A 14,194-nucleotide genomic window follows, 5' to 3' on the forward strand; every position below is an offset into this window, starting at 1 on the left:
TCAATTATAAAGTTGCTATAATAAACATTAGATTATAGAAGTAAGGAAAGGATGTACTTATTTTGAGTCAGGAAGACATCTTAACGGATTTACAGAAGCTCGTACCACGTGACATTATCAAAATAAACGAGCCACTTAAGCATTACACTTATACTAAAACGGGCGGTAATGCTGATTTTTATTTATCTCCAACTAAGAACGAAGAAGTTCAAGCCATAGTCCGCTATGCAAGACAGCATGATATTCCAGTTACATATTTAGGTAATGGTTCAAACATTATCATTCGTGAAGGAGGTATTCGTGGCATTGTCATTAGTTTGTTGTCATTAAACCATATTGCTGTTTCTGATGATGCCATTATTGCTGGTAGTGGTGCAGCGATTATTGATGTATCTAAAGCTGCAAGAGATCATGCTCTAACTGGTCTAGAATTTGCTTGCGGTATTCCTGGTTCCATTGGCGGCGCTGTCTATATGAACGCTGGTGCTTATGGTGGGGAAGTTAAAGATTGCATCGATTACGCTCTATGTGTAAATGAGCAGGGTGATTTACTTAAATTTACCAACCAAGAATTAGAACTTGATTATCGAAACAGTATTGTGCAACAACAACATTTAGTTGTACTAGAAGCTGCTTTTACTTTAGCGCCAGGACAATTAGATGATATACAAGCTAAAATGGACGATTTAACTGAACGTCGTGAAAGTAAACAGCCATTAGAATATCCTTCTTGCGGCAGTGTTTTCCAACGTCCACCTGGACATTTTGCTGGTAAGTTGATCCAAGATTCTAATCTTCAAGGTCATAGAATTGGTGGTGTTGAAGTGTCTAAAAAACACGCTGGCTTTATGGTTAACGTAGATAATGGCACTGCCACAGATTATGAAAATTTAATTCATCATGTTCAACAAGTGGTCAAAGAAAAATTTGATGTAGAGTTGCACCGTGAAGTACGTATTATTGGTGATCCTCCTGACAAACATTAAAATGTCGAGGTGACCTTATTATGCCAATTGTATACGGTTCAATTGTAGATCATGAAACAAGATGCATTCACTATCATACACAATTAGACATTATTGCAATTAAATTCAAATGCTGCCAAAAATATTACCCGTGCTATCAATGCCATAATGAGCATGAGCTTCATGAAATTGAACGCTGGCCTGAACACGAATTTGATATTAAGGCAGTAATGTGTGGCGTGTGTCGGCATGAAATGACAATTAATAAATATATGTTGATTGAAAACTGTCCACAATGTAGCGCCCACTTTAATAATCGTTGTAAATTTCATTATCATTTGTATTTCGTAATATAAGGCTTTATATCCCTCTGTTGCTTAACAAATTGAATATTAAAACTGTATCACTCAGATAAGAATCTGGGACATTATTAAGTTTTAAGCTATGAACTAAATATTGGCCATAGTTGACTGGATTGAAAATACGCTGATACCAAGTTTATTTCAATCCTAGTCAACCTTGCCAAGGCGGGACTATGAATTCATTATAAATGTTGTCCCGCTCCCCATTTATCACTTAATCAAATTAACAAAGTACTTTCATACAAATCAATCGCATCATTTTATAAATACTCAATGTAAGCGAGAATGAAAATTTAAAATCACATAACAAGACAATCTTAATTTTACAAAAAATGATGGCATCAATAACAAAAAACGGCAATCTCTATTTTATTTCAATAGAAATTGTCGTTTTTGTTTAAATTGGAATTGATTTAAATTCCAGATATTATTTGGTTATACATTAGCTAAACAAGATGTCTTGAAATTTAGGATACCTTTATAGTCATTTTTATTTTTCTACTTGATCTAATATATGGTTTAAGGCCTCGATTTGTTTAATGGTTGTTGTTGTACCACCAGCACTAAAGTACCATAATTTAGGATCAACTTCATATACATGACCTGATTTGATAGCTTTAACATGTTTAATAACATCATTTTTTAGTACCTGTTTGGCTGATGATTTACCGCTAACAACTGAACCTCTATCCATAGCTAAAATAATATCAGGATCTTTTGAAGTTATATATTCATTATTAATATTTTGACCATGTGGACTTGCTTTAACATGTTGATCTGCCGGTTTAAATCCTAATGTGTTAAATAGTAAATCACCAAAGCGTCCACCTGGACCAAATGTTGATAATTCACCTTCATTTACTAATAGATACATCAATGATTTATCTGTTTTTGCTGTACGTTTTTTCGTATCTGCAATTTTTTTATCCAATTCGTCATTTAATGCTTTGGCTTTATCTTCTTTACCGTAAATTTTACCTAAATCTGTAGTTACTTTTTTCATATCTTGTAAATAATTTTTTTCACTAGAACCTACATAAACAATTTTGGCATTCGGCGCTGCTTTTTTAAATTCATCTAAGTTTTTTTGACTTGCCGTACGTCCAGAAATATAAATGACATCTGGTTTTGCTTGTGCGACTCTATCAAAATTAACTTCTTTCATTTTACCAGTGTTGATGTATTTATCATCTTTAAATTCTGATAAAAATTGTGGTACTGATGACACACCTTCACCTTTAGGTAACGCTTTAATCGTATCTTGCACACCAAATGCTTTCATCAAATCCACTGCAGCATAATCAAATACAACTGCACGTTTTGGATTTTTAGGCACTTCTACTGTGTCTTTAATTGTTTTAGCATCACTACCATCTTGTTTCTCTCCGCGTGCTTTATAATTGTTAACTATTTTAACAGTGTCTTTTGTATTTGATGACTTATCATCTGAGCTATTATTTCCACTATCTTTACCACATGCCGCTAATACTAAGACAATACTCAAAATTAAAAATAAGATGCTTTTTCTCATAGCTGTATTTCTCCTTTTAATACAATAAATTTCACGTCTTGTTTGCATTCTGTCGTCTTTAGTTCTATTAGATTAAGTCATAAGTACCCCTCCCACTATAAATTTTATGATTACTATATTTTAGAAAGTAAGTCATCATTATTAAAATAAAGACAAATTTTTTGTCCTCTAATTTCTTCAATCGCAACTGACATATCATATAATCGATTCAATATATGGCTGTCGATAACTTGATCTTTAACGCCCTCTTTTATTACATAACCATCTTTCAATGCAATAATATAATCTGAATAACATGATGCAAAATTAATGTCATGTAAGACGATGACGATTGTTTTATTAAAATCACGGCATAGGCGTTTTAACGTTTGCATAATTTGTACTGAATGTTTCATATCTAAGTTATTAAGTGGTTCATCTAATAAAATATAATCCGTGTCTTGAGCAATTGTCATTGCGATATAGGCACGTTGTCGTTGCCCACCTGACAATGCTTTTATATTACGGTCTCGAATGTGTTGTAAATTTAATAATTTAATGGCTGATTCCACATGCTCCATATCGTCTTTATTTAAGCGCCCTTTACAATACGGAAAACGTCCAAACTGAACTAACTGCTCAACTGTAATATTCATATCCGTATGGTTTGATTGCTTTAATATGCTTAACTTTTTTGCTAAGTCGTTATGATTAAAGTCTTTAATTGCATGACCTTCTATGACAATTTCACCTTGATCATGCTTAACAATTCGACTTATCGCTGATAATAATGTACTTTTCCCAGCGCCATTGGGACCGATTAATGAAGTTAATTTTCCACGTTGAATTGTCACTGTAATATCATGTAAAATCTCTTTCCCTTGTATAGATTGCGTTACGTTTCTCACTTCAATCATGACGACTGTCTCCTTTTCATTAAAAGATAAATAAAGTAACTACCACCAACTAAATCAATAATAATGCTGACTTCTGACGTAGCATCAAATAAGTTTTCAACGATCCATTCTGCAACGAATAAGCCAATCCAACTTAAACATATTGTTACTGGAATCAATATTTTATGTTTGTAAGTACGCATATATTCATGTGCAAGGTTTACTGTTAATAGACCTAAAAAAGTGATTGGTCCAACTAATGCAGTTGAAATAGATACCAACATACATACCAAAATGAGTACACCACGGATCACACGTTCATAATTAATACCTAGGTTAATTGCTTGTGCTCTACCTAGAAGTAGTACATCTAAGTATGCTGCACTTCTATACGCAACTACTACAAGCACAATAAGAAAGACGCCTGATAGCCAAACTAATGTCGTATTAGAACCATTAAAATTAGCGAACATCGCACTTTGAACAGCTAAAAATGCATCAGGATCCATGATTAGTTGAATAAAATTCGTAATACTACGGAAAAAGGTTCCTAAAACAAAGCCAACCAACAGAATGAAATAAACTGAAAAGTGACCTAACTTGAAAATACCTTCAAATAATATTAATGAAAACACAACCATTGTCATGAGTGTGATCGCAAAGTTAATATAGATGTTTGTTTGAATCTCAGATTGTATACCAAATAAAAATACTGGTAAAACTTTGACAAATAGATATACAGAATCTAAACCCATGATTGAAGGTGTTAATAAACGATTTCGCGTAATTGCTTGAAATAATACCACTGCTGTACCAATTGAACCACCAACCAATAAAATTAAAAGCGCTTTACGTAAACGACTTTGAAGTTGATAATCAAAAATATCAGGGTCTAAACCAACAAACAAATAAAATATTGCAGCAATTATCGAAATTCCAATCAGTAGGATTAATTTTTTATTCAAGCTCATTAGCATAATTTTTCCTACCTTTCATTAATAGGATTAAAAAGATAATGGTTCCAAAGACACCTATTGTTAACCCAATATTGATTTCATATGGAAAAACGATTAAACGACCAATAATATCAGAAATAAGCACAAAACAAGCGCCTAATAACATCGTATGTGGCAAGGTATTCTTTAAATGATCTCCTCTATAAATAGAGATAATATTAGGAACGATTAAGCCTAAAAATGGTAACGTACCGACAGTTACAACGACTAAGGCAGTCATCGTTGCAGTAATAAAAAGCGCGATATTAACCATTAATTCATAATTCACTCCCAAATTATGACTAAATTCTTTACCCATACCGACAATTGTAAAATACTGTGCAAACGCATAAGTCACTATTAAAAGTGGAATACTTAAATATAACACTTCATAACGTCCACTTGTAATAATGGCAAAATTACCATTTAGCCAATTACCTATACTTTGTACCGCATTGGTCCTTAACGCAATAAACGTTGTAAAACTAGACACAATACCACCTAACATAATGCCAAGCAACGGTATAAAAATAACTTCTTTCACCTGTATAAGGGATACTAATTTTACAAACAAAGCAGTACCAATTAAGCTGCAACCTACTGCAAACAATAGTTTTAACATAATTGGACTTTCAGGAAAGACAGTAAGTGAGATTAAAATACCTAATTTTGCCCATTCCATAGTTCCGGCCGTCGTTGGACTCACAAATTTATTTTGCATCATATGTTGCATCATTAAACCTGCTAGTGCTATAGAACTACCAGAGATTAAAATACTCACGGTTCGTGGTATACGACTTGAAATCAAAATATTTATCTGTTCTGAAGACAGATGAAAAATATCCGTTAAAGCAAGTTTACTCACACCGACAAATAACGACACGATAGTTAAGATGATGACAAGGGTCACTAACACATAGCTTTTCAATAAAAATTTCATTTTCATTAACCCCAACGTATATATTGAATGCGATAATGATAATCATTATCATTTATTATATTATCGCCCACTACCTTATTTGGCAATACTTATTTTAGAATATTCTGAAATTTATACTTATATTTATAGAAAACCTGTTGTATTTAATTAAAAAAGTGGACGTAAATGCCTTCAACCAATTGTCTGCCCACTTTATTATTTTTCTTAAATTAAGACCTATTATGACTAAGTCAAGTCCTCCTGCCCCTTGTTTATTCATCAAACTGACACTCGAGCAAAAGTCAAAATATCACTCATCAACTCAGATTGAGTAAATTCAGAATGAATGTAGATATATAAGCATTTTAGGACGCTATGATACAACGTCTGGACAAATTGTTACGACTCATGTGACAAAGCACATGATATTCAAGATTAGCTGAAGGTATAGACTCGTAAGAAAGCAAACCAATATTACAAATTATTGTAAATAGAACAGCCAGTAAATGAATTTATAAGAAAACTCATTTACTGGCTAATTTTTCTAGGAATGATATCCCCACTTCAACCATTATGGATAATTATTTTTGTGCTTTATCTAATACTTTATTTAGCCCATCAATTTGTTTAATTGTTGTAGAAGTTGAACCAGAACTGAAGTACCATAATTTTGGATCTAATTCAAAGACATTATCTTCTTTGACTGCTTTAACATCTTTAATGACATCATTACCTAACACTTGTTTAGCAGTTGATTTACCACCAACAACAGAACCTCTATCCATCGCTAAAATAATTTCAGGATCTTTCTTAGTTATATATTCATTATTTACATTTTGACCATGTGGGCTTGGTTTAACATCTTTATCTGCTGGTTTAAATCCTAATGTGTCAAAGACTAAGCCACCAAAACGTCCACCAGGGCCGAATGTTGATAACTCTCCCTCATTTACTAATAAATACATTGTTGATTTATTTACTTTTTTTGCTTTAGTTTTGACGTCAGCAATCTTATCGTCTAATTTCTTGTTTAAATCTTTTGCTTTGTCTTCTTTATTGTAGATTTTACCTAAATTTGTTGTTACTTTTTTCATGTCATTCACATAATTTTTCTCACTAGCACCAACATAAACAACTTTTGCTTTTGGTGCTGCCTTTTTAAATTCATCTAAATTCTTTTGGCTTGCTGTTCTTCCTGAAATATAAATGACATCTGGTTTAGCCGCAGCAATTTTATCAAAATTAACTTCTTTTAAGTTACCTGTATTCTCGTATTTATCTGATTTAAATTCATCTAAAAATTTTGGTAATGAAGCATTATTTTCACCTTTCGGCAAACCTTTAATTTGATCTTCTACACCAAATTCTTTTAATGTATCGAGCGCACCGTAATCTAAAACAATAGCTTTTTTAGGATTTTTAGGAACTTTTACTGTGTTTTTTACTTTTTTAGCGTCACTACCATCTCTTTTATCGCCTTGTGCTTCAAAATTATTATTAATTTTCACTGTGCCTTTTGATTCGCCACTCTTTGTTTCTGAATCTTTAGATTGATTACCACATGCAGCTAGCACTAAGACTAAACTTAAGATTAAAAATAAAACTGTTTTTTTCATTATATATAACTCCTAACGTTTTAATATTTATTGTTGAATTATAAAGCTATTTTTAATGATTAAAGCTTAATACTTCAATGGTATCCCCTCCTTATTTTGCTCTAGTATTGATAATTAAGTGACATCTTCTACTAATTGTTCATCAAAATAAAGACAAATTCGTTGTCCTTTAATACTTTCAATCGCAACATTCATATCATAAAGTTCTTGTAATACCTCTTTTTGAATTACGGCATCCTTTTCATCAGCTTTAACTAATTCACCATCTTTTAAGGCAATAATGTTATCAGAATAGCAAGAGGCAAAGTTAATATCATGTAGGACAATAACAATCGTCTTATTTAATTCACGACATAACCTACGCAGTGTTTGCATTATTTGTACTGAGTGTTTCATATCCAAATTATTTAAAGGTTCATCTAATAATATGTAGTCAGTATTTTGAGCAATGGTCATTGCAATATATGCACGTTGTCGTTGTCCACCAGATAATGTTTTTAAATCTCGCTGACGTATATCTTCTAAATGTAATAAATTTATTGCATAATCGACTTGTTCATAGTCATCTTCTTTCATTCGACCTTTTGAATATGGAAATCGTCCAAAATTGACAAGTTGTTCTACAGTGATGTTCATGTCAGTATGGTTTGTTTGCTTTAATATACTTAATTTCTGTGCTAAAAGATTTTTTCTATATGCAGCAATATCAATATCCTCTAATTCTATTACACCGCTATCGTGTTCGATAATTCGACTAATCGCTGATAACAAGGTGCTTTTTCCAGCACCATTAGGTCCGATAAGTGATGTTAGACGGCCTTTTTTAATATCAACTGATATATCTTTTAATATTGCTTTACCTTGAATCGATTGCGTCATATTTTTTATCCGGATCAATTTGTATTTCTCCTTTTTATTAATAAGTAGATAAAATAACTACCTCCAATGAGATCGATGATAAGACTGACTTCAGTAGTCGCTTCAAATAAGTTTTCAACTATCCATTGTGCAACAAACAAGCTTATCCACCCCATCAATATGGTAGCTGGTAAAATATATTTATGTTGAAAAGTTTTCATAAATTCATGTGCCAAATTTACCGTTAGTAATCCTAGAAAAGTAATAGGACCAACAAGAGCCGTAGATATAGAAACTAATAAAGCCACTAGAATAAGCAACAATCGTGTTACCCTTGAATAATTTACACCTAAGTTCATTGCTTGTGCCCTGCCAAGCAGTAAGACATCTAAATAAGGTAAAATAACAATGATAACAATGACAAGCGTGCACAATAAAATAGCTGAGCCAATGACTAAATTAGAATTAGATGCATCAAAATTTGCAAACATCGCACTTTGTACTGCTAAAAATGAATCAGGATCCATAATTAACTGAATAAAGCTTGTAATACTTCTAAAAAATGTCCCTAAAATAACGCCAACTAGCAGAATAAAATAAACTGAGAAATTGCCCACTTTAAACATAAACTGAAACAAGATTAAGGCAAATAACACCATTCCCACGAGAGTGAGTGCAAAGTTTAAATAAATATTCGTCACAAATTGTGATTGTGCACCTAATAAAAAGATTGGTATAACTTTGGCAAATAAGTAGACACTATCCAGTCCCATAATTGAAGGTGTCAACAAGCGATTTCTCGTAATTGCTTGAAAGACAACTACTGACGTACCAATCGCACCACCTACCAAAATAATTAAAATAAATTTACGAAAACGACTTTGAAACTGATAGTCAAAAATCTCATAATCTAGACCAACAAATAAATAGAATAAAGCCGCAATTACTGTGACACCAATAAGTGCGCACAGCTTTTTATTCAAAGTCATTTGCATAATTTTTCCTACCTTTCATTAATAAGACAAGGAAAATCACTGTGCCAAAGACGCCAATCGTTAAGCCAATATTTATTTCAAATGGATAAACAATCAGTCGTCCTATGATATCTGAAAACAACACAAAACATGCGCCTAACATCATTGTATGTGGGAGCGCGTTTTTCAAATGATCCCCGCGATATATTGAGATGATATTGGGAACAATAAGTCCAAGAAAAGGTAGTGTTCCCACTGTAACAACTACAAGTGCTGTAATACTAGCCGTAATAAATAATGCAATTCGAACAATCTGTTCATAATTCACACCTAAATTGTGGCTAAAGTCCTTACCCATACCAGCAATGGTAAAATGATTGGCAAAGATATATGTAATGATTAATAGTGGAATGCTTAAATATAAAATTTCATAGCGCCCACTCGTGATAATGGCAAAATTCCCATTAAGCCAGTTACCAATGCTCTGTACTGCGTTTGTTCTTAAAGCAATAAATGTCGTAAAACTAGACACTATGCCACCCAACATAATACCAAGTAAAGGTACAAATATAACTTCCTTCACTCTTATCATCTCGATTAATTTTACAAATAAAAAAGTTCCAAAAAGGCTACATAAAACGGCAAAAGCAAGTTTCAGTAAGATATGTCCTTGAGGAAAGCAAACGAGAGAGATAAGTATACCTAGCTTTGCCCACTCCATCGTACCTGCAGTTGTGGGACTAACAAATTTATTTTGCATCATTTGCTGCATAATTAAGCCAGCTAATGCTAATGTACTACCAGAAATCAGTATACTTACTGTCCGAGGTATACGGCTCGAAAGCAGTATGTTTAACTGTTCTTTTGTTAAATGAAAGATATCAGTAATTGATAATTGGCTAACGCCAACAAACAATGAAATGATTGACATTATCACTAAACAAATAAGCAGTGTATAGCCTTTTAATAGCAATTTCATTTCCTACATGCTCCTTCAATAATCTACAAATGCTCGCGAAGATAAATCCTTCGACAATGATAATCATTATCATTTATTACTATCTTATCGTTTATAAATATGTTTTTCAATATGTTTTTTTATTTTTGATATTAATCAAAACTACAGATAAATTGGTTAAATCTATTAGTTATTTTGTTATAACAATTATGATATTTAAATAGCTGAGTAAATTATGATTAATGATTGGCAGCCATAGTAGCGGATTGTTTTGATTAGACGTTAATATGCAACTGACAAATTGTCATGGTATTGAAGCTTCACATAAAAAAACAAACCCAACGATTAGTCAGGTTTGTTCATTAGCATATCTTATTTGCTATTATCTTTTAATTTTCAAAAATGAAATCTTCGTCACGTAACGCTTCAACATTTAATGCTAATGTGTAGCCATCACCTTTAACTGAGAAGAAGTCATGATTTTTAGTCGTTGTGTCTAAGGCATTTTCAATAATTGGATTAAAATCTTTTTCCTCAAAGTAAGGATCAAATCCCAAGTTTGATAATGCTTTATTACCATTGTATTTCACGTAGTTCAATACATCTTCAGTTAAACCAATGTCATCGTAAAGCATATGTGTATAAGAGACTTCATTACTATATAAATCTTCTAACAGTACATACATTTCTTTATCCGCTTGTTGTTTTTCATTTTCAGATAATTCATTGCGTAAACTTTGTGCATCAATACCAGTAAAGACACCATGAATTGATTCATCTAGAAGAATTTTACGGATAATTTCGCCCGACGTTGTCATTTTACCTTGTCCAGCAAGATAAAGTGGGTAGTAAAAACCAGAATAAAATAAGAATGTCTCTAAAAATACGCTTGATACCCGAGCAATATATTGATCATAAATTGAAGCTTCTTTACCCCAAAGCTTATGATAGTTTTCGATAATTTTATCTGCTTTATATTTTAGGTGTGGTTCTTCAATTACCCATGTATCTAATAAATAGTTTGTTTCACTAGATGGCAAAAGCGTCGTAAAAATATGAGAGTAGCTTTTAGCATGAATTTGTTCCATCATGGCCATAAATGAATAAACTGCTTTTTTACGTAAATCAGTTGTATGTAGCATAATCAATGGCATACCATCATCTGCTTGATGTGTGTCTAGTCCAGTCAATCCAGCTAGTGCTCTCTTAAATGTATTTCTCTCATCATCCGTTAACGTCTTCCAACTTGCGATATCTTTTGACACTTTAAACTCTGTTTCCACCCACATTTGTGAGATGTTTTGACGCCAAAACATATTTGTCATATCTTCTTGTGTATTCCAATTGACTGCCTTCATATAATGATAATTCCTCCTATCGTTTGTTTATAAGTCATTCATATTAACAATTGGCGTATATGTGCACAAAAAGCAAAAGCATTTCTGCAAAGCGTTTGCGAATTGATGACATACCTAACCTATCTTGTTTACTGTATTACTTTATATGGGGTCCAGCTTGCTTTACTCGTTAAAATGCAGATTGCATTTCTCATTGCTAAGACCCCGGTTTTCTCTTTAAACAGAGTCACGTGTATTGTTTAAATTGCACAGCTTGTACATTCTTCTACACTTAATAGTTTGTTACGTGTGTAATATAACGATTTAAGTCCTTTATAATGGGCATACACATATAGACGTGATAATTCACGTGTAGAAATCTCTGAATTTACATATAAAATTGTTGAGATTCCTTGGTCAATATGCGTTTGAATTGTTGCAATTAAATCGATTAACTTCATTTGATCAGTATTAAATGCTGATTTATAGTACCACATTGTTTCAGGTGATAAGAAAGGCATAGGATAAAATGTTTCAGCATTTCCATATGTACGGCGTTCTATTTGATCAACGATAGGCATAACAGAGCTTGTTGCATTCTGTACATATGAAATACTTTGTGTCGGTGCGATAGCTAAGCGATAAGCATGATATAAACCATGTGCTTCAACTTGTTGCTGTAAAGCTTTCCAATCTTCAGCAGTAGGAATTTCTATTCCTTCGAATAACTGTTGAACTTTAGCGAAACGTGGTGTGATATCTTGTGCCGTGTAAAAACTAAAGTATTTTCCATTTGCATAATCTGATTGTTCAAAATCTTGATATACTTGGCCACGTTCCTTAGCAATTTGCATTGAGCGCTCAAGTGAATAATAGTTCATCATCATAAAGAAGACATTCGCAAAATCTTTTGCCTCTTCAGACTCATAACCAATTTTATTTTTTGCAAAATAACCATGTAGGTTCATTACACCGAGACCTACTGAATGTAACTCACTATTAGCTTTGCGCACACCTGGTGCATTTTGAATATTCGCTTCATCACTTACAACAGTTAACGCATCCATACCTGTAAATACAGAATCTCTAAACTTACCTGTCTCCATCACATTAACAATATTTAAAGAACCTAAATTACATGAGATATCACGTTTAATTTCATCATCAATACCATAGTCGTTAATAATTGATGTCTCTTGTAATTGGAAAATTTCTGTACACAGATTGCTCATTTTAATTTGACCAATATTAGAATTAGCGTGTACTTTGTTCGCATTATCTTTAAACATTAAATATGGATAACCTGATTGTAATTGTGTTTGTGCAATTGTATTCAACATTTCACGTGCATCTTTTTTCTTCTTGATTATATTAGGATTGGCAACCATATCATCGTAATACTGCTCTAAATCGATATCATCAAGTGTTACACCATACTCTTGTTTAACTGTGTGTGGCGCAAACATATAAAAATCTTTTCCTTCTTTAGCTAAATCAAAGAATTTTGATGGCACAATTAAGCCTGTTGAAATCGTTGATAGACGTAAATCCTCGTCAGCATTAACCTTTTTAGTATCTAAAAATTCTTCAACATCATAGTGGAATATATTTAAATATACAGCACCTGCACCTGGACGTTGTCCTAGTTGGTCTGCATAACTAAATCCACCTTCTAGTGATTTTGCGACTGGTAATACCCCTTTAGCCACACCTTTAATTCCTTTAATTGCTTCACCACGAGCACGTAATTTAGATAAATTAATGGCTACACCGCCACCGATTTTACTTAATTGTTTTGCTGTTGAATCAATAAAGTTAATAGAATTTAAACTATCATCTACTTCTAATAAAAAGCATGAGACTAATTCACCACGTCGAGCGCGACCTGCGTTTAAAAATGTCGGCGTCGCTGGTTGATAACGTTGTTCTACCATGGCTGAGATAAATTGTTTTGCTTGTGCTTTATTACCATTAGCTAAATACAGTGCTACGATTGTCACGTGCTGATTATAATCTTCCAAATATTGTGATTTATCATTCGTTTTTAACGCGTAATCTTTATAAAACTTACTTGCTGACATATAACTTGCAAAGTTAAATTCAATTGACTTGGCAAAATCAGTTATCTCACGTAAGTCTATCTCACTATATTTATCGAACACATTAAAATAAAAATCATGGTCTACTAAATAATGTAAGCGCTCAATTTCGTCATCAAAGTAAATTGTTTTATCGTGAATCTCTTCAAGATAAACCTTTAATGCTTCTTGATCTTTCTCTAAATTAAAGAAACCACTCTCTTTACGTTTGGTTACTTCATTATTTAGTTCAATATGATTGTATTTTTTCTCGTTCATAATTTTCATTAAATTGACCCACCTTGTCCTTAAATTCTTTCACGTCACTGTTTGATCCTTGAACCTCAAATTTCATTAGTAATGGCACGTTATATTGTTCAGAAATCGTCTGTCCAGCCTTCGCAAAGTTTTGTCCCCAGTTGCGATTGCCGCTTGCAGCAACTGCTTGCAAGTGCTGATGATTGACTTGTAGAAATTGCTGTACTTCTTGTGGCACTTCACCAAAGCCAATTGTCCCTGTTACTAAAATATAAGGCTCATTTACTTCTTCTTGACAATTATCTTCTGTTATTTCCATAACATCTGATAATTCGGTTCTTTTAATAAATCGTTGAACATTTCCTGAAAATGAAAAATAAATAACTTTCATTTAATCGCCTTCTTTCATCAATCTTGTATTAAAAAATAAAGATTTCTTGCTAGAAACCGAATTGCACTAGTATTGCA

The 14,194-nt window shown here is 32.6% G+C and carries 13 protein-coding genes; 2 read left to right on the forward strand and 11 right to left on the reverse strand.

All coding sequences use genetic code 11. The annotated features are described in order from the left end of the window. Window positions 1–59 precede the first annotated feature (59 nt). Together murB and AL499_RS04740 are read left to right on the forward strand one after the other, a co-directional pair. Complete coding sequence (gene murB / locus AL499_RS04735) at window positions 60–986, forward strand: UDP-N-acetylmuramate dehydrogenase (RefSeq protein WP_037540664.1); 927 nt, start codon at window positions 60–62, stop codon at window positions 984–986. A gap of 20 nt (window positions 987–1,006) precedes the next feature. Next, a complete protein-coding gene (locus AL499_RS04740; protein ID WP_002459732.1) occupies window positions 1,007–1,321 on the forward strand; it encodes a CHY zinc finger protein in 315 nt (104 codons plus the stop codon). A 496-nt stretch (window positions 1,322–1,817) separates the two neighbouring features. Here AL499_RS04740 and AL499_RS04745 read toward each other — a convergent pair whose 3' ends face one another. From AL499_RS04745 to nrdI, 11 genes are all read right to left on the reverse strand, one after another. Next, window positions 1,818–2,858, reverse strand: coding sequence for a ferrated catecholamine ABC transporter substrate-binding lipoprotein SstD (locus tag AL499_RS04745; RefSeq protein ID WP_002492148.1), 1,041 nt, complete (start codon window positions 2,856–2,858; stop codon window positions 1,818–1,820). 113 nt (window positions 2,859–2,971) lie between these two features. Then, window positions 2,972–3,754 carry an iron ABC transporter ATP-binding protein gene (locus tag AL499_RS04750; RefSeq protein ID WP_002492142.1) on the reverse strand — a complete coding sequence of 261 codons (783 nt, stop codon included), beginning with the start codon at window positions 3,752–3,754 and terminating at the stop codon, window positions 2,972–2,974. Then, window positions 3,751–4,710 (reverse strand): iron chelate uptake ABC transporter family permease subunit, encoded by a 960-nt coding sequence (locus AL499_RS04755; protein ID WP_037540663.1) that lies wholly within the window; start codon window positions 4,708–4,710, stop codon window positions 3,751–3,753. The genes AL499_RS04750 and AL499_RS04755 overlap by 4 nt, the downstream gene beginning before the upstream one ends. After that, complete coding sequence (locus AL499_RS04760; protein ID WP_002492143.1) at window positions 4,691–5,668, reverse strand: ABC transporter permease; 978 nt, start codon at window positions 5,666–5,668, stop codon at window positions 4,691–4,693. Before AL499_RS04760 ends, AL499_RS04755 begins: the two co-directional genes overlap by 20 nt. A 560-nt stretch (window positions 5,669–6,228) precedes the next feature. Next, on the reverse strand, window positions 6,229–7,263 hold the full coding sequence (locus tag AL499_RS04765) for a ferrated catecholamine ABC transporter substrate-binding lipoprotein SstD (protein WP_002492141.1): 1,035 nt from the start codon (window positions 7,261–7,263) through the stop codon (window positions 6,229–6,231). Between the two features lie 114 nt (window positions 7,264–7,377). Next, entirely contained in the window at window positions 7,378–8,160 is a 783-nt protein-coding gene (locus tag AL499_RS04770) for an iron ABC transporter ATP-binding protein (RefSeq protein WP_002492145.1), read from the reverse strand. Further along, window positions 8,157–9,116 carry an iron chelate uptake ABC transporter family permease subunit gene (locus AL499_RS04775; RefSeq protein ID WP_002459739.1) on the reverse strand — a complete coding sequence of 320 codons (960 nt, stop codon included), beginning with the start codon at window positions 9,114–9,116 and terminating at the stop codon, window positions 8,157–8,159. The genes AL499_RS04770 and AL499_RS04775 overlap by 4 nt, the downstream gene beginning before the upstream one ends. After that, window positions 9,097–10,074, reverse strand: coding sequence for an ABC transporter permease (locus AL499_RS04780; protein WP_002459740.1), 978 nt, complete (start codon window positions 10,072–10,074; stop codon window positions 9,097–9,099). Before AL499_RS04780 ends, AL499_RS04775 begins: the two co-directional genes overlap by 20 nt. 368 nt (window positions 10,075–10,442) lie before the next feature. Further along, window positions 10,443–11,411 (reverse strand): class 1b ribonucleoside-diphosphate reductase subunit beta, encoded by a 969-nt coding sequence (gene nrdF / locus AL499_RS04785; protein WP_002459741.1) that lies wholly within the window; start codon window positions 11,409–11,411, stop codon window positions 10,443–10,445. Window positions 11,412–11,650: 239 nt separating this feature from the next. Then, on the reverse strand, window positions 11,651–13,756 hold the full coding sequence (gene nrdE, locus AL499_RS04790) for a class 1b ribonucleoside-diphosphate reductase subunit alpha (protein WP_002459742.1): 2,106 nt from the start codon (window positions 13,754–13,756) through the stop codon (window positions 11,651–11,653). Beyond that, window positions 13,719–14,117: a class Ib ribonucleoside-diphosphate reductase assembly flavoprotein NrdI gene (nrdI, locus tag AL499_RS04795; protein ID WP_002459743.1), complete on the reverse strand. Its 399-nt coding sequence runs from the start codon at window positions 14,115–14,117 to the stop codon at window positions 13,719–13,721. Before nrdI ends, nrdE begins: the two co-directional genes overlap by 38 nt. Between the last annotated feature and the right edge of the window lie 77 nt (window positions 14,118–14,194).

Source organism: Staphylococcus lugdunensis, assembly GCF_001558775.1.
In the GTDB taxonomy this organism is placed as follows: domain Bacteria; phylum Bacillota; class Bacilli; order Staphylococcales; family Staphylococcaceae; genus Staphylococcus; species Staphylococcus lugdunensis.

Excerpts from the sequence above, each read along its gene's own strand:
- nrdI (WP_002459743.1), bottom strand. The coding sequence starts at position 14,117 with ATGAAAGTTATTTATTTTTCATTTTCAGGAAATGTTCAACGATTTATT.
- nrdF (WP_002459741.1), bottom strand. The coding sequence starts at position 11,411 with ATGAAGGCAGTCAATTGGAATACACAAGAAGATATGACAAATATGTTT.
- AL499_RS04780 (WP_002459740.1), bottom strand. The coding sequence starts at position 10,074 with ATGAAATTGCTATTAAAAGGCTATACACTGCTTATTTGTTTAGTGATA.
- AL499_RS04740 (WP_002459732.1), top strand. The coding sequence starts at position 1,007 with ATGCCAATTGTATACGGTTCAATTGTAGATCATGAAACAAGATGCATT.
- AL499_RS04755 (WP_037540663.1), bottom strand. The coding sequence starts at position 4,710 with ATGCTAATGAGCTTGAATAAAAAATTAATCCTACTGATTGGAATTTCG.
- nrdE (WP_002459742.1), bottom strand. The coding sequence starts at position 13,756 with ATGAAAATTATGAACGAGAAAAAATACAATCATATTGAACTAAATAAT.
- AL499_RS04775 (WP_002459739.1), bottom strand. The coding sequence starts at position 9,116 with ATGCAAATGACTTTGAATAAAAAGCTGTGCGCACTTATTGGTGTCACA.
- AL499_RS04750 (WP_002492142.1), bottom strand. The coding sequence starts at position 3,754 with ATGATTGAAGTGAGAAACGTAACGCAATCTATACAAGGGAAAGAGATT.
- AL499_RS04760 (WP_002492143.1), bottom strand. The coding sequence starts at position 5,668 with ATGAAATTTTTATTGAAAAGCTATGTGTTAGTGACCCTTGTCATCATC.
- AL499_RS04765 (WP_002492141.1), bottom strand. The coding sequence starts at position 7,263 with ATGAAAAAAACAGTTTTATTTTTAATCTTAAGTTTAGTCTTAGTGCTA.
- AL499_RS04745 (WP_002492148.1), bottom strand. The coding sequence starts at position 2,858 with ATGAGAAAAAGCATCTTATTTTTAATTTTGAGTATTGTCTTAGTATTA.